The following is a 14,929-nucleotide window of genomic DNA, read 5'->3' as shown; positions in this document are numbered from 1 at the left end:
AGATGTCTCCTAGGCTCTCGATGACGGATACGCCGCGAGCGAACCGATACAAGCGCGTCTACTATGGTCAGCCGCCGCAGCGTGAAATGCCCCTTGCCTTATGAGGAACGAGCGGCAACCATATATCGAAAATCTACCGAACGCGGCTAATGCCGCACCCTTGGGAGCGCTCGCTGCGCAAGAACGTGCGTCCGGAGTGCCTGAAAGCTCCCATAGTTAGAACGGCGCTTACAAGATCATGAGGTAGTTCGAGCCTACGATAGGAGTACTATTGAGAAGCGTAACTAACCGAGGCGATATCGCGCAGCGCGGCGTAGCCCTCTCACCAAAAGAAGGATAAGAGCGGAAACTCAAAAACTGACGTCAACGTAGATCACGTCTCCAATGGTGCGGGCGGAGGTCGTTTACACCACCCGAGAACCGAGTAACGATTTCGACGTCTCCTGGCCCTCACATCATTATGCCGCAACTCATAAGAATGGCTGTAGCCGCTAATCAGTTGCCTTTTAAATTCATCGCACCATGCCTCCAGTTGCGCCACGGTTGGCATGGTGAGTTTGGGTCGTTTCGGATACCACACCGACTCCGAAAATCGATATTCCTTATATCTTTGTTTCGCTTCATGCTCACCGACCTCACCAATGTATCGCGCGTGGCACGTTCGCGTTGTAAGACGTAACAAATTCTTGTCTGCACAGGCGATCCATCGAGATGCATCTTGGCTGGAATGATGGATGTCGTAACCTAATTCGCGAAAAAGCTCTCGGATCTTATCGTGATCACGGTGCCTATAATCTTGAGATTTGATGAGGAGCCAGTACATCTCTCTAACGGGCCTCTGCTTCAGCCAAGAAGCCCTGGTCAAAGCCGATCCCCAATTTTCATGCATGAGCTGAAGTAGACCTTCTTTCGAAACCTGCTCCTGCAAGGAGGCCCAGAGATCTCCATATGCTGAAACATAACCAATGCACGGCTGCGCGGCGGCGATTTCCAGAAGGTCTGAAGTAACTTCCAGATAATGTGGCGAAAGAACCAGGTCGTCTTCCAAAAACAAAGCTTCTTGCGCCTTGAGTGCCTCAAATACAAACTCTTCTGCGCGTCGATAATTTGCGGCGATCCCGAGATTTACGCTTGAGACAAACGCTCTTCCGTCGGGGATCAATCGCGAGAAAGTGTCCGTGCATTCTAATATCACGCTTTCGGATGCTTTTTGAATTCTGCTGATCGGATTCCAACCGCCGTCTTGGAATAGGTAGCAGGTGTCGGCAGGCAACAATTGGGGCGCGAGTGAATCCAGAACCTGCTTCAAGTAATGAGGACGGTTGAAACTCAGAATTGCAATGACCAATCCCCGCCGATTCATTTCCCCTCTCAACTATCCCACGAAAATGTCCGATAAAGTTTTCTACTCTGCGACGATAATTTCTTAACGCCACCCGAACTCTACGATCCGGGCATGCAGCAATAATTAAGGTTGCGATCAGCGATTCATCGTGGCGGACGGTCCCCGGAATTGTAAAGGACCCCGGTTACAACGTGCGCTGCCGTCGGATACTTGACGACTTTCAGATCTTTGCTGGACGATGACACTTCCAATCTCTGTCACGACATCGGCCCAGGTTCGCAACGGGGCGTGCGCAATTCTCTCGCGATAGATGTCTCGGATGTTTGGTTCCAGCAATGAGCGAATAGCGTCCTTCATGGTAGTGGCGTGAAATGGGGAAAAGTAGGCGCAGAGATCACCGCCAACGTAAGGAATGGAACTCGTATCGGACGCAGCGCAGGGCTTGCCGAACCAGAGGCTTTCGCCAACCGGCAAACCCCATCCTTCGAATTGGCTTGGAAAAACCGTGAATGAACAAGCGGCATAAAGCCAGCGTAGCTCTTCGTCGTTCGGTGCCTCGATGAAGACGATTCGGCCGGACTCGAAAAGTTCGTCGAGCCTATTCAGAGCCGCATCAGCCTTCCATCCCCGACTGCCTGCAACAACGAGCAGCGGCAGATTATCCCCATACTCGGCGACGAGTTCGTCCCATACGGAAAACAGCATCATATGGTTCTTGCGAATCTCAACGGTCCCGACACACAGGGCGAAATCCAAAGCCCCCAAAGGTCGGACACGCTCCGTCGGCGGCTGGGCGGCCGGGGCATTCCGCTCCGTTCCGGAAAATTCGTGAGCCAAGTGCACGACCGACACTTGGGTCTCCCCGCGAACGCCAAGCTCCGCCCTCACCTGTCTGAGTGATTCGGCGTTGTATTCGGTCGTAGCGATGAAGTGTGCCGGCAGACCCAAAATCTGTCGAAATTCGTTTGCGAAGTCGTGTCCTGTGAACTCGGGATGCGTAATCGGAATGAGATCATGAACGAGCACGACAATATTCGCACCGGCTTCAACCGCTCGCGCGCAGAGGTCCATGGCCTGCGAGCTTGTCCAAAAGGCCCCACCGACAAAGAGCGTGCTTTGCGCCGTCATCTTGGGTGTTCGTGAGAAAATCCGTTCGACCAAGATCGCCAGTCGCGCCTTTGCAAGCAGCAGGGTCTGAATCGGTCTACGCCATGATGGATATACGCCGACATAAGGGAACTTGGACCGAAGCCTGTGGAATATTAAATCCCAATTATCATCTGCTTCTTCTATCAGCGGGCGCAGATTGCGCCATATGCCGCCATAGAGACTGAACGGCAGAACATCGATGCTGCTACGTGTAAGCATCGCGGCGACTTCAAGCTGCACACGTGGAATTCCGGCGCAGGACGTGTGCCAAAGGGAATGCGCGACAATATCGGACAAATCGATATAGATTTTGGACGATGCGGACCCCAAGGAAGCGGCTGGACGAAGCTTCAGATCGGTGGAAGACATCTCGAACATCCCTCATGATGCGCTCGATCGAGGCCCCCCAGATCCCCCGCGCCAGCCCCGCGCAGAAGCCCTCTTGGGTGATTAAGGCGCCGACCCATTTCAAATCCGGCCGGTCCCAAACGCCGGGAGACACCTAGTAACTATCTAATTTTTATTATGTGGGTATTTTTCCCACGTCATTTTGTTAGGCCAATCAGGCCTTGCAGTCAAGTGGGATTGTTTCCCACGATAGTTTGGATATGGTGCTGAAAATGCCGAGCCCGCGCGAGCCCACGCCGCCAAATCCCGAACGTCTGCAAGCGCCGGTCGCACGGCTTTTGCGTCCGCTCGTGCGGCTTCTGATCCGAAGCGGAATCACCTTTCCCGCGGTCACGAACATATTGCGCGAGCTTTATGTGAACGTCGCAGAATATGATTTCGCGCTTTCTGGCAAAGAGCAGACGGATAGTCGCGTCAGCCTCCTCACCGGCATCCACCGCAAGGAGGTCCGGCGTTTGCGTGGCGCCGGCGCGCCGGTCAGCACCGTGCCGGCCTCTCTTTCACGCACCAGCCGCATCTTGTCGCGATGGCTGGCGGCGCCGGAATTCACGGATGCAAACGGCCGGCCGCTTCCTTTGCCACGCACGGCAGATCAACCGTCGCTGCCGTCTTTTGAATCGCTTGTAGTCTCGGTGACCCGCGATGTTCGCCCGCGCGCAGTTCTGGACGAATGGCTGGATCGCCGGATTGTGACGATCGACGCCGATGATCGTATCGTGCTGGCGGAAACAGCTGTCATTCCCTCTGGGGGAAGCGAGCAGCAGCTTTATTATTTTGGCCGCAACCTTCACGATCACGCCGCAGCGGCCGTTGCGAACATTCTGAGCGCTGAACCACAATTTATGGAGCGTGCCGTCCACTATGACGGGCTTTCCGAGGAATTAGCGCGGAAACTTGAGCAACGCTCGCGTGAACTCGGCACAGAAGTTCTTCGCGAAGCCAATCGCGAAGCGCATGCTGCATCCGAGACCGATGGCGGTGGTGGCTGGCGCTGGACTTTGGGCATTTACATCTACCGCGAAGCGGCAGCAGACGAAACCGCGCGGCCTTTCTCGGCCGACGATGACGCGCCGGAGGCCGGCTCGTGAGTGATCCGCTACTTCTGGTTCGCCGGACGTTCCTGCGATTGCTCGCCACGAGCGTGAGTGCTTTCGCCTTGTCCGGTCGCGATGCGTTCGGACAGGCCACCGATCGCGGCATTGGCGGGACCGGCACACCCGGCGCCGCCGAACAAGAAAATCCTGATCGCGGAATCGGCGGCACGGGAGTCATCGGCACCGTCCGCAAATTCGGAAGCATCGTGGTCAACGGATTACGGATCACCTATGCGAAGAATATTCCGGTCCGGATCGACGGCCGCGAAGCCTCTACCTCACAATTGCGGATCGGTCAGGTGGTCCGGGTGATCGCGAATCAACGTGGCGGCATTTACTCAACGCATGCCATAGATGTCGTCAGCGAAGTCGTTGGCGACGTGGATGGCGTCTCAGGCAATCATCTGGTCGTGCTCGGCCAGACCGTCTCGACTGCGAATCTCTCGAGAAGTCATCATTGGGCGGCGGGAGACCATATTGCCGTCAGCGGCCTGCGCCGCCCGGATGGCGTAATCGTCGCGAGTCTCATCGAGCCCCGGTCCGACACCCCGGATCAGGTCGCGGGACCGATCGTCCAGGCGTCCGATGGCAGCCTGAGAATCGGTGATCTAAAACTCATGGGCGTTGATGCCGCAATGATCGGACAACGCGCGCTGTTGACTGGCAAGCTCGTCGATGGCGCCTTTGCGGTCGCCGAGAGTCATTCCGAACTTGGCGTCCTGCGTTCGCAAGTGAGCAGGCTCCTCGTCGAGTCCTACATCGAATATAATGAGGGCGGCCTCTACGCGGGTTCTGGATTTGCAATTGCGGGTCTCAGCAGCACGCAGCGGTCGCCGCGCAAAGCCGTGCGCGCGGTGATTTCAGCGACGTTCAAAGATGACGGGACGTTGCATCTCAACTCGCTGCGTATCGAGCCGTCCGGCAACGATCGCGATGACGATATACCCGAACATCCTGCAAATCCCCATGACCGCGGAGATCAGTCCGAGCCGGGCGGAGCCGGCTCTAGGGATGGCATGCCGAGAGCTCCGGATCGTGCCGGTGGAATGGGTGGCCCCGGCGTCCCCAATCTTCCGCCAGAATTTCCCGGGCCGCCGGGTGGGCCCGGCTCGTTCGGCCCCGGTGGGCCCGGTGGAGGTGGTGGAGGTGGTGGCAGGCGGTAACGGGGCTTTGTTGGTACATCCCGCCCTACGACCGATCGATTAAGCAATAAGGATACAGCATCTTTGCGGTCAATTCTGCGACGCAGCCTTGATGACTTTTTCGCTGATGACCACGCCCCTGTCGTCTTCGGTGAGTTGGACTACCGAACCATTCGCCTCGGTCACCGTCACCGTCTTTGTGGATGAACCCGATGAAGAACCACCGCCTCCTGTAGCCGGTGCGCGGGCTGCGTCGCCCGACGTCTTTTCCAAACTTATGCTGTCCGTGCCCGTAGACGTGGATGATGCGGAGGTTGTTGCCCTGGTGGACGTGGGTGCGGCAGATGCTGACGACACTTCCTCCTGATTCAGAAGATAGGTCGTAACGGCTTGGCTCACTCCCGCATATCCCGAAGTGTTCGTGGCAACAGCCCCCGATAAAACATCGGTGCCAGCCGATGAGGTCCCCGAGTTTTGGCTTGCAGTCGGACCTGTATTTTCAGCCATCTGGCGCTGCAATGAGAGAAAGGCCTGCGTAGATACCGAGCCAGTGCCAGGGACAGAGGGCATGAGCAGATTTCCTAAGCCGGAGATTTTAAATCGCTTATACACGGGCGAGAATTGCCCTGAGCTTGCCTTCACGCCTAGAGAACTTCGGAACGCACGACGAAACTTACAAATTCCTCTGGAAATTAATCTTCATAACATTTTCGCACCCGGCTTGTGGTCTGCGGATGCTTGTTCGCTCAGGAATTGGCTGCGAGTGCGATGCAAAGATAGTACATTCCGGCCATCGAGACGCTGGCGGACCCTATCCGCTGGATCGCCAACGAAAGGCGCGTTCGCCCAGCGGCATCCGGTCGTGAGCGGCGAACCGCCGCCAGTAATCCGACCAACGGCAGCAGCACCATCTGATTTCCCGCCTCGATGCCGAAGCTGAAGCCGAGGATCGCCAGAAGGATCGTCTCCCTCGGCATCTGGTGCAGGATGTCCAGCAGGCCGCCGGCGAAGCCTAGCCCGTGGAACAGACCGAAGAAAAACGCCACGGCAAGCCGGCTCCATCCCCGGGAATGGTCCGGCGCCACGATATTCTGCACCGCCACGAAGACGATGCTGGCGGAAATAAGCGGCTCGACGACACCTTCGGGAGCATGGACAAGGTTCAGGGCCGCAAGCGTCAGAGTAATCGAGTGTGCCAGCGTGAAAGCCGTGACGACCTTGACCAGATCCCAGAGCGTGGCCGCCCCAAGCACCAGGGCTGCGATGAACAGCAGGTGGTCGTAGCCGGTAACGATGTGGCGGACGCCGTGCCAGAAAAAGGTGACGATGAGAGGTAGGGCCTCCGGCCGTTCCAGCCCCTGTTGCGCGGCGGATGCTCCGACAGGTGCCTGCGAGGTCGGAGGTGCGCCCAACGCGAAATCCAGTTGATAGGACGATTGATCGTAATTCCGATCCTGGCCGACGATATGAATGGCCGGATCGCGCGGCTGCAGGCAGTTCACCAGATAGACGGCGATGTCGCTGCGGTGATGGTTCTCAAATGTCAGCCTGTGAGTTGTGCTGCCGGGCGGCATGACCGCCTCGAATGCGAGCGCGATATCGCCCATCCCCTGCTTCATCTCCTCGACCGTTGGGAAGAACGAGGATACCAGCCGGAGCCGCGCGGCGTGGCCGTCGATCGCCAGCGATACGTCATCGATGACCTGCTCCGCATAGGCCCGTTGCTCGGCTTTCGAGATGGTCCCGTCGCCGTTGGCATCGATATCGGCGAGTACCTTTTGGGCGACGTCGACGCCGGGGGTCAGACGAAGCCGCAGCTCGACATGGTCCTTTTCGAAAGCAATCGTCGTCGCCTGAAGATATTCGTTCAGCCTATGGGCGGAGACGGGCGGCGCCTGCAACAGAAAAGCGATGATGAGGATGGCCCGTCGCACGCTCATTGGCTGGTGAACGCCCGGCCGTAGTCATTCGTCGGATCGCGGTAGATCGTATGCACGTGCATGGTCGGATCACCGCCCACGCCTTGCGGCGAGAATTCGATGATCAGTTTTGGCCCCTGGATGCGGTAGTAGGACGAGCCGTTCCTGCCCGGCTTATGGGTGGTCGGGCCGCTCCAGGCGAAATAGGTATCGTCCAGCCCGGCCTCGATCTCTTCCATCCGCGGCTTGGCGTAGGCATCGTTGATGATGCCGGCCCATTCCGAAATCAGATCGAGCAGCAGCACCCGCTGCTGTGCGGTCATTGCTGAGGCTTTCAGCCCCTCCGGCACGATCGTCTCCCCGTCGTGGCCGGGCCCGAGGACCAGATCATTCACGCGGTAATTCAGAATGGCCTGCTTGCGCTGGGTATCGTCGAGCGCGTCCAACAAGGCAAAAGCCTTGTCGTTCTCACCCGCGAGCACGCGCACCGTGCTGCCATTCGACGTGTAGACGGAGGGCTGGGCGCCGGTCAGTGTGGGCGCGAGTACGTCGTGATTGCTTGCGATCACGACGTTGAGCCCGAGATGATGGCCGCCGAATTGTACCATCCAGGGGGTGCTGATGCTCGGCGTTCCGAAGATGCCGATGGTATAGACGGCTCTGCCGGAGGCGAAGGGCGTGCCGCGATCCGAAAGAGCCTGATCGGAGCCCATGATGTCGAGCACCTTTTGATAGCCTTCCGGGCTCAGCATCACCCGGAGCACATGCATGGCGGCAGCGCGCTGCACGGCGTTCAGGCCGCCGAGTTGTAGACCGGGGCGCGGCACGTCGCTGACCGGGAAGTTCGACCAGACCGCCGAGCCATATTTCTCGCCGACAAACCCGCCGGGGGGCCCCATGCCAGGACCGCCGCCGGGGCCTTGACGATGATCGCCCGGACCGCCGCTGCCGCTTCTGCGGAACCTGGCCGCCGTGGCCGTCTTCTGAGGTGTGAAGGCGAACAGAACCTTCCCGCGCTGATCGGCATTGAGCGCGTTCAGGAAGTCCGTCGCGGCCGCGACGATCGCCTGCGTCTGGGAATCCGTGGCGGCGTCGGTCCCGATTCCCGGTCGCGTACCCGCCCCGCCGACGCCGCCGCACAACGCCGCGATGGTCAGGGCGGAGCCCAAGGCGAGAAGCATGGGCAGCGTCCTCATTGCTCGGCGTGACAGCATGGCCGCCCACCGCGTCCGGCGCGGCGTTCCATTTATTTCACACATCTCTCTTCCCCGTACGATTGGCAGACCACCGATCTGCGCTTGGCGCCACTCAATGCGCCGGTATCACGGCGAGCAACACTTCGGACGCCGGTTTGCCGGAAGCCGCGGCGATCGCGTCGAGCGTCTCGTCGGCGGATCGGGCCTGGTAGCCGCGTTGCTTGAGGGCGGCGAGCAAAGCATCCGGCGTGGTCTTTAGCACCGGCGCGACTTCAGAGATGCGCGCCTGCGTCATCAGCGCGACGGTCCTGAAGGCGGGATTGCCGCCGCGCCCGCCGCCGCTCAGGCCGGACACGGCGAACGGCACCGCCACCGCCAGGCACGCGAGGAGCGGCACGACGAGAGTTCCCCGCTTGGCGTAGGCCAGCAGTGGTCGCCAGTTCTTCCAGATGTGCAGAAGGAACGGCAGTAGAAGGACCATGCTGAGCCAGACGTGCATCGCGTGGAAAGCGCCCGGAACCCAATGGAAGAACAGGGCGACACCGGAAACCGCGGAGACGACGAAGAACCCGGTTATCAGCGGTGTTGCGAAACGGTTGATGAACTGGCCCAAAAGATTGCCTCCGCCTGAGTTGAACATTCAATCTTCCAGCTTGTCGTGGCGTCGGCGACACCCTTCCGCCAGTAGCCGGCGGCCTTTGTCCAGGCCAACGGATGCCCGCAAGATTTGACGACGTAGTCGCGCAGGGCACGGGCGACGCGCGCCTCGGCCGCGATCCAGACAAAGCCGTCGCCATCCGGAAGCGAGATCGTTTGGAGGGTCGAAAGCAGAGAGGCCGGGTCATCGGCGTGATCCAGCGGCCGATGGACCCAGAGAGCTTCGTGGCGTGCACCGGTAGCGAAGGTCTGCTCCTCCACCTTGGCCCTCACGGAGACGATGCTGACGACGCGCGTCCCGTCCGGCATCTCCTCGATGCGGCGGCCGATCGCGGGAAGCGCCGTTTCGTCGCCGATCATCAGCCACCAGTCGAAGGTCGGTGACACGACGGCCGAGCCGCGCGGACCACCAATGTCGAGCCGATCACCTAGTGCAGCTCCAATCGCCCAACGTGTGGCCGGACCTGCGTCGTGCACTGCGAAATCGATCGCCAGCGTGCGCGCGGCCCGATCGAAACGTCGCGGCGTATAGTCTCGACGTTCGACCTCACCAGTTTGAGTCGGAATGAACAGTTTCACATGGTCGTCGGGCGCCAAACTGACGAAGTCTTCGAGATCGCTTCCCGCGAACAGAATGCGGATCATGCCGGGCGTGATGCGGGTCTTCTCCTTGACCGTCAGGCTTCGATGCCTCGGCTCCAGCCGATGCCGGATGATTTGATGCTCCATGACAAACTCCGAAGAAAATTCTCGATGTCAGACCGGCTCGAAGCGGCTGACCTCGATCCCCGAGCCGACAGGCAGCAGCACACTGGCGATTCCGGGTTTGGCGCGCACGGCCTTCCCGTAGACCTTTACGTTCGGGTCCAGTCCCAGCATGTTGTCGGCGACAAGGATCGCGCCCGGATTGAGCTTGGGATAAAAAGCGTCAAGGCACGGAACGTAGAGATCTTTCCAGAGATCGACGAGCACGAAGTCCACGCCGATCTGCAGCTCGCCAATCATCTGCACGGCGTCGCCAACCCTGAAGTCGATGTAATCGGCAAGCCCGGCCTTGACTGCCATATCGCGCGCGAAGACCGATTTGTAATCGTGCAGCTCCATCGTGATCAGCCGGCCGCCGCTTGTCCGCGCCGCTTCCGCGAGCCAAATACCCGAATAGCCGAAGGAGGTGCCGAGTTCGAGGATGGTCGGCGCCTTAAGACTCTTCGCTAGGATGTTGATGAGCTGCCCCGTGTCCGGCCCGACGGCGCGCAGGCGGCGATCTTGACCGCCCGGCAGTATCTCCCGCGGCTGGCCGCGTTCCTCGCGGATCAATTCGTGATAGGCGTCGAGTACCGCTGTGATCTTCTCGTCCATGCGATGGTTCCTGTCGGATGAAGCGCTGTGGCGGCGCGTCAACTGCGCTCCACGGTATGTGCCGCGGCGTCGAGCGCGGCGGCGATGCTTTCCGCGGCGGCTTGATCGATAGATCCCCGCTTCAGGCGAAGACGCATGGCGAGCTTGAAGTTCTCCATAGCCCGAATGACCGGCGCCGGTACGGACGCCGGACCACCAGCCTCCTGCGGACCGAGGCGCGACAACAGTTCGTCCGCAGCCGCGCGATTGGCGACGAGAAAGGCCTCACCTTCGGCCGTGAGGCGATAACGCTTGCGGCCAGATTCCTCTACGTCGATCGCCGCATAGCCCATGTCGTCGAGCCAGGCGAGCGTCGGATAAATCACGCCAGGGCTTGGGGTGTAGCTGCCGCCAAAACGCTCCTCGATTGCCTTGATGAGTTCGTAGCCATGACGCGGGCGCTCGGCGATCATCGCCAGGAAAAGAAGGCGAAGTTCCCCATAATCGAAAAGCCGGCCACGACGCCCGTGATGGTGCCGGTGATGTCCGCCGCGATGATGATTGTGGTCCGGCGGATCATCCGCGGACGCGAAATGACGGCCCGGATCGTCCCTGTCTCTGTACTTCATGATCTAGATATACGTCCAGATATATCGTAAATCAAGATATAACGGGATGGGCCTCGGCGATCCCGCTGAGCTGGCCCGCAGACCCGCCCCGACCTTCGACAACCGCCCCGCCCCGCGCCCCGCACGCCTTAGTGCGACAGGCCGACCTTGGGCGTTCACGGCTTTGGCCTATGTCAGATCAAATGATGATGTTCTCGGCGGCCGTCGGCCGCCGATGCGGCTCGAATGGGTGGAAGCCATCAGTCTGCTTCTGAGCGCCGAACCTGACTAACCGGACGTTGCTGTCAGCAGGCATTTCGGTAACTGCCGACCCGTCGGGGACCTTCGATGGTTGCCGGAGTGAGGCTCGAACTGGTGGACAGGCGGTTCCTTCTGCACACCGGAACCCCGCTTCGGGCCAGCGCCCGAAGCGGTCCGGTTTGCGCCCAAAAGCGCCATCGGGCTGTTTTAGACAACGCCTACGAGGCTCGGCATAACCCCGGGCATTACAATGAAGCCAGGGAGCGTTTTCACCCGACCTATCCAGCGCCAAATAGCGGGATATGTATCAAGTGGGATTTCGGCGTCGGGGGCGAGCGCTACAGGCGCAAAGACCGCGAGATCCGCAAGCGTGGGCGCATTCCCTACAAGCCAGTCTGCGCCCGTAATTTCGAGAGCTGCTAAGTGATCCTCCAGTACAGCTAGCGCGGCATGAGTTTTCTCGACATCGCCAGCCGGGGCCGGTCCCACGCCAGTGATAGCGTCAAATCGCAGCCGCGACACCGGCTCCAGCTCGCGAGACGCAAACTCGAGCCACAGCACCACTTCGGCATGCCGAGCCGGGTCGTCAGGTAGCCATGTGTTGGGCGGCCCATGACGCAACGATAGGTAGGTCAGGATGGCTCCTGGCTCCCGCAAGACAAGCTCATCATCTTCGAGTACCGGAATACGACCGAGCGGGTTTAGCAGCCGAAATGCGAGCGAGTCCAATTCGTGACCGGGAAACACATTGATCTTCCGAAGCTCGACTTTGAGGCCGAGCATAGCGATCAACAGCCGCACCTTGTAGCAATCAGACGACAGGATGTAATCGTGCAAAATCATCATTCTGCGGTCCTATCGAGACCAAATTCCAGGCCGGACCGATCCAGCCAGCGACGATAGGCGACCGAGCTCGCATCCGAGATCGTCGGAATCTCGCGCCGTGCGTGGACTGGCAGCTTCTTTGGCATCTGTTGAATAAGTATGGCTCGGTCCTGCATGAATATCTCATGATAAAAATGCAGCAGATGCGTGATGCTGTTGCCTGTATCGAAAAGCAAGGCGAAGGATTGAACAGTGCAATGCTCTTCGTCGTGGGGTTGGACGAACAGGCCGATCAAATCCTTTTGGCCAGGCTTTATAAGGCTATCCTTATAAAGAATCGTGATAAATGGGGAGGGGATCCGGTAGTCCGTATAAATCGTAGCGCTGGTGCTCGCGGCTACGGACGGCTTCGGTTGGTAGAAACTACATCCGACAGCCCAGAGTTCGCGACCCTCTTCACGTAGTTGAACGGAGTAACGCTGTACTTCCGCGGATTCGTAGCCGCCGAGTGTGCCGGTATGCACGAACGAGAAGTGAGCGAGGTCGAAGAAATTCTCGATCACTCGCTGCCCTGAACTCGGGACGCCGATACGGCCGCGGTGGAAAAACGTTCTGCCCTCCTCTTTGAATTGCGGAATGTCGATGATGTCGTGAGTTGGGGCACCAAGCGTGATCCAGACGAAACCGTAGCGCCGCTTCAGTTGCGGAACCGGCGTTTTCGAACCGTCTTCCTCGACGAGAAAGCAATGGAACTCTCTCTCTAAGTCTCGGACTACGAGAATATCCTGGCCCAGTAAGCGCGTCGTCTGAGTTGCACCGGGCGCAATCTCGTCTTCAAATGTGACAACATACCAGTCATTCAAGGCTACGGGGTCGGATGTGACAGTCATAAAGGCTCCCGGTATTTAATTGCTAACTTGATCGGGCAGACGTTCGGCCAAGGCGGCACGAACAGCGGACAGCTTTTTGGCGTCGATTTGGTGAAGAAGCGTGTGACGAAACGCTACGAGTGCCCGGTTCATGGCCACCGGATCATTCGCGGAGGCTAAATGCACCACGCACGCGTCATGCGCGGCCGGCTGAAACCGGATTTCATAACGCGCCGTCCCGCGTGGTCCCTGGCAGAATGCGCTCAACGCGCCTGCCTTTGTTAAGGAAGCACTGAAGATTCGTTCATTAGGCAGTATCACCGACATCGCGCCGGCGCCCGACCAGTTGATTGCACTTATATCGATCGGAGCAAAGTCGGCGTCATTTGCGTCGAGGGGAACCATGAAAAGAGCGGCTGTCGCTTCCGGAACGTCAACCGGCAGATGCATGCTTCGAACCGTCGGCCAAGAACTTCCTGCCTCGGGGGTCTCCGACGAAGGCTCTCCTATGCAGACCCATACATAACCGCTCGTTTCGATCGATGGATAAAGCCGCGTCCGAGCAGCACGTGACGGTTCGAAACCGGGGTGTGCTGGGATTCGGATGCAGTGCCCGTCGGTTCCGAACGTCCAACCATGATAGGGGCAGATCAACTCTTCTTTCTGGGTGGCGCCGAAGGAAAGACGCATGCCCCGATGGGGACACCGGTCGCTCCAAGCATTAGCCCGGCCGCTCTCCGAGCGCCAAACAACAAAGTGACCACCATTAAGCACCACCGGTATGACCTTGCCAGCCTTGAGGTCTTTCGACGCAACCACCGGGTACCAGGACCAGGGGTTGCGCGCGCTCAGCCTTGCGATCGGCTCATTCATCTCAAGCTCCTTAGCCAGGACCTCATCTCAAGCCTTGAATTCTTGAGATGCTGGGATTGGTCAGAATTTAACAGTCACGCCAGTGGCGAGCGAGCTTGCAGTACAGCTGTTTGTGCTGACCTTCACGCCGTTGGTGGTCACCGTGCAGTTATACGGAGCGGAGTCCGCGTCCTCGCCGTATTGATTCTGCCAGTAACGATAGGCAGCCCATAAATCGACCTCGTGCGCGCTCGCCTTTCCGAGCAAAGCCTTACCGGCGTCGAACGTTATACGGACCGGTTCGGTATTTATTTCCGTTTTAGTCGACTCTTGCCCACCGATACCTTGGAAAGGACCTTTTGGCCCGTAAATCCCCGCACGCCCGCTGATCGAAAAATATTGTATGGACTGCGGCAGGAAGCCTAGATCCATATAATAATTGATTTCGAGTGCCCACGTATCTTGGTAGTGGGCATTGCCATCGATGTTACAGGCAGGAGCTGGGTGAGCGAAGATACTGCCACACTGCGTGTAGGCATTATGTCCCAACTCGTTCTTCCATAACGGCGCGATATCGAGGTAGCCCCTGTAAGGAAGATCAAACGCGAATTGCAAGCCGGCAACAAATTGACGTTTGGCAGAATCAAAGTAGGTATTGCCTGAATCGGCATCGCCACCTACTTCGAGTGACACGTCATGTAGCGGGCCCCATGTGAACTTGTGCGTATTAAAAATTTCGTTGAAACCGATGGTGCTGCGGATCAAGCCATAGATGTCAGTTGCGCCAGCACAGTCGGCGCTTACCGATCCTTCCCTATCCTGAATTACGCCGGCGTTGGTGCACGGCCCCGCCGGATCGTTAAGACCAGATTTAGAGAGGCCGACCAGCAAGAAGTTAGTTCCGTAAGTCCATGCGTCAAAATGGCTATAGGCAAGCACGTCCATGTCGGTCTTGCCGTTGTAACCACCGCCGGGTTTGGGGCTAAAGAAACCGGCGTCGATGGCGCCGAAAACATGCGCATACGTTAGCCGATTATCAGAATAAGTGAAAGAAGGCAGGACGAGCGTCCCGAAGGAAGGCTGGACGAACGTGGGTTTGGGCTTGTCTTTATCCGTGTCCAGATCAGCTGCCTTCGATACCGTCGATAGCGTCAGCAGCGCTGCGTACATCAGTGCCACCACCCCAAGCAGTCGCTTTAAATTTATCATTGCCGGCACCCCCAAGATTACAGATCTTCCGCACGTGCATCGCAGCAGTTGCAAACA

The 14,929-nt window shown here is 58.7% G+C and carries 15 protein-coding genes; 3 read left to right on the top strand and 12 right to left on the bottom strand.

Annotated features, from left to right (window positions below):
- Nucleotides 1-373 precede the first annotated feature (373 nt).
- Both CWB41_RS07165 and CWB41_RS07160 read right to left on the bottom strand, forming a co-directional pair.
- Nucleotides 374-1,363, bottom strand: coding sequence for a glycosyltransferase family protein (locus tag CWB41_RS07165; protein WP_147301462.1), 990 nt, complete (start codon nt 1,361-1,363; stop codon nt 374-376).
- 117 nt (nt 1,364-1,480) lie between these two features.
- The gene (locus CWB41_RS07160) at nt 1,481-2,872 is read right to left on the bottom strand and encodes a glycosyltransferase family 4 protein (protein ID WP_115834925.1); all 1,392 of its coding nucleotides are present in this window, start codon (nt 2,870-2,872) and stop codon (nt 1,481-1,483) included.
- Between the two features lie 242 nt (nt 2,873-3,114).
- On the opposite strand from CWB41_RS07160, the gene CWB41_RS07155 reads away from it, so the two are divergent.
- The 3 genes from CWB41_RS07155 (at nt 3,115) to CWB41_RS07145 (ending at nt 5,505) form a co-directional block, all read left to right on the top strand.
- On the top strand, nt 3,115-3,990 hold the full coding sequence (locus CWB41_RS07155; protein ID WP_115835468.1) for a DUF6502 family protein: 876 nt from the start codon (nt 3,115-3,117) through the stop codon (nt 3,988-3,990).
- Nucleotides 3,987-5,159: a DUF5666 domain-containing protein gene (locus tag CWB41_RS07150; protein WP_245411112.1), complete on the top strand. Its 1,173-nt coding sequence runs from the start codon at nt 3,987-3,989 to the stop codon at nt 5,157-5,159. Before CWB41_RS07155 ends, CWB41_RS07150 begins: the two co-directional genes overlap by 4 nt.
- 91 nt (nt 5,160-5,250) lie before the next feature.
- Nucleotides 5,251-5,505: a hypothetical protein gene (locus tag CWB41_RS07145; RefSeq protein ID WP_115834926.1), complete on the top strand. Its 255-nt coding sequence runs from the start codon at nt 5,251-5,253 to the stop codon at nt 5,503-5,505.
- Between the two features lie 379 nt (nt 5,506-5,884).
- Here CWB41_RS07145 and CWB41_RS07140 read toward each other — a convergent pair whose 3' ends face one another.
- The 10 genes from CWB41_RS07140 to CWB41_RS07095 form a co-directional block, all read right to left on the bottom strand.
- The gene (locus tag CWB41_RS07140; RefSeq protein ID WP_115834927.1) at nt 5,885-7,078 is read right to left on the bottom strand and encodes a HupE/UreJ family protein; all 1,194 of its coding nucleotides are present in this window, start codon (nt 7,076-7,078) and stop codon (nt 5,885-5,887) included.
- The gene (locus tag CWB41_RS07135; RefSeq protein WP_207206637.1) at nt 7,075-8,238 is read right to left on the bottom strand and encodes a DUF3500 domain-containing protein; all 1,164 of its coding nucleotides are present in this window, start codon (nt 8,236-8,238) and stop codon (nt 7,075-7,077) included. Before CWB41_RS07135 ends, CWB41_RS07140 begins: the two co-directional genes overlap by 4 nt.
- 127 nt (nt 8,239-8,365) lie before the next feature.
- Nucleotides 8,366-8,866 (bottom strand): DUF4405 domain-containing protein, encoded by a 501-nt coding sequence (locus CWB41_RS07130; RefSeq protein WP_207206636.1) that lies wholly within the window; start codon nt 8,864-8,866, stop codon nt 8,366-8,368.
- Nucleotides 8,830-9,639: a siderophore-interacting protein gene (locus CWB41_RS07125; protein WP_115834930.1), complete on the bottom strand. Its 810-nt coding sequence runs from the start codon at nt 9,637-9,639 to the stop codon at nt 8,830-8,832. The genes CWB41_RS07130 and CWB41_RS07125 overlap by 37 nt, the downstream gene beginning before the upstream one ends.
- A gap of 27 nt (nt 9,640-9,666) precedes the next feature.
- Entirely contained in the window at nt 9,667-10,269 is a 603-nt protein-coding gene (locus CWB41_RS07120) for an O-methyltransferase (protein ID WP_115834931.1), read from the bottom strand.
- 38 nt (nt 10,270-10,307) lie between these two features.
- The gene (locus CWB41_RS07115) at nt 10,308-10,877 is read right to left on the bottom strand and encodes a PadR family transcriptional regulator (RefSeq protein ID WP_115834932.1); all 570 of its coding nucleotides are present in this window, start codon (nt 10,875-10,877) and stop codon (nt 10,308-10,310) included.
- Nucleotides 10,878-11,324: 447 nt separating this feature from the next.
- Entirely contained in the window at nt 11,325-11,963 is a 639-nt protein-coding gene (locus CWB41_RS07110) for a glutathione S-transferase family protein (protein WP_115834933.1), read from the bottom strand.
- Complete coding sequence (locus CWB41_RS07105) at nt 11,960-12,832, bottom strand: aromatic ring-hydroxylating oxygenase subunit alpha (protein WP_115834934.1); 873 nt, start codon at nt 12,830-12,832, stop codon at nt 11,960-11,962. Before CWB41_RS07105 ends, CWB41_RS07110 begins: the two co-directional genes overlap by 4 nt.
- A 15-nt stretch (nt 12,833-12,847) precedes the next feature.
- Entirely contained in the window at nt 12,848-13,684 is an 837-nt protein-coding gene (locus tag CWB41_RS07100) for a Rieske (2Fe-2S) protein (RefSeq protein ID WP_115834935.1), read from the bottom strand.
- 60 nt (nt 13,685-13,744) lie between these two features.
- Nucleotides 13,745-14,833 (bottom strand): hypothetical protein, encoded by a 1,089-nt coding sequence (locus CWB41_RS07095; protein ID WP_245411113.1) that lies wholly within the window; start codon nt 14,831-14,833, stop codon nt 13,745-13,747.
- Between the last annotated feature and the right edge of the window lie 96 nt (nt 14,834-14,929).

Origin of the sequence: Methylovirgula ligni, from assembly GCF_004135935.1 — a bacterium.
Lineage (GTDB): Bacteria > Pseudomonadota > Alphaproteobacteria > Rhizobiales > Beijerinckiaceae > Methylovirgula > Methylovirgula ligni.
The sequence above is the reverse complement of the archived record's forward strand: the minus strand, read 5'-3'. Positions and strand labels throughout refer to the sequence as shown.

Excerpts from the sequence above, each read along its gene's own strand:
- CWB41_RS07165 (WP_147301462.1), bottom strand. The coding sequence starts at position 1,363 with ATGAATCGGCGGGGATTGGTCATTGCAATTCTGAGTTTCAACCGTCCT.
- CWB41_RS07160 (WP_115834925.1), bottom strand. The coding sequence starts at position 2,872 with ATGTTCGAGATGTCTTCCACCGATCTGAAGCTTCGTCCAGCCGCTTCC.
- CWB41_RS07155 (WP_115835468.1), top strand. The coding sequence starts at position 3,115 with ATGCCGAGCCCGCGCGAGCCCACGCCGCCAAATCCCGAACGTCTGCAA.
- CWB41_RS07145 (WP_115834926.1), top strand. The coding sequence starts at position 5,251 with ATGACTTTTTCGCTGATGACCACGCCCCTGTCGTCTTCGGTGAGTTGG.
- CWB41_RS07140 (WP_115834927.1), bottom strand. The coding sequence starts at position 7,078 with ATGAGCGTGCGACGGGCCATCCTCATCATCGCTTTTCTGTTGCAGGCG.
- CWB41_RS07135 (WP_207206637.1), bottom strand. The coding sequence starts at position 8,238 with ATGCTTCTCGCCTTGGGCTCCGCCCTGACCATCGCGGCGTTGTGCGGC.
- CWB41_RS07125 (WP_115834930.1), bottom strand. The coding sequence starts at position 9,639 with ATGGAGCATCAAATCATCCGGCATCGGCTGGAGCCGAGGCATCGAAGC.
- CWB41_RS07120 (WP_115834931.1), bottom strand. The coding sequence starts at position 10,269 with ATGGACGAGAAGATCACAGCGGTACTCGACGCCTATCACGAATTGATC.
- CWB41_RS07115 (WP_115834932.1), bottom strand. The coding sequence starts at position 10,877 with ATGAAGTACAGAGACAGGGACGATCCGGGCCGTCATTTCGCGTCCGCG.
- CWB41_RS07110 (WP_115834933.1), bottom strand. The coding sequence starts at position 11,963 with ATGATGATTTTGCACGATTACATCCTGTCGTCTGATTGCTACAAGGTG.
- CWB41_RS07105 (WP_115834934.1), bottom strand. The coding sequence starts at position 12,832 with ATGACTGTCACATCCGACCCCGTAGCCTTGAATGACTGGTATGTTGTC.
- CWB41_RS07100 (WP_115834935.1), bottom strand. The coding sequence starts at position 13,684 with ATGAATGAGCCGATCGCAAGGCTGAGCGCGCGCAACCCCTGGTCCTGG.
- CWB41_RS07095 (WP_245411113.1), bottom strand. The coding sequence starts at position 14,833 with ATGTACGCAGCGCTGCTGACGCTATCGACGGTATCGAAGGCAGCTGAT.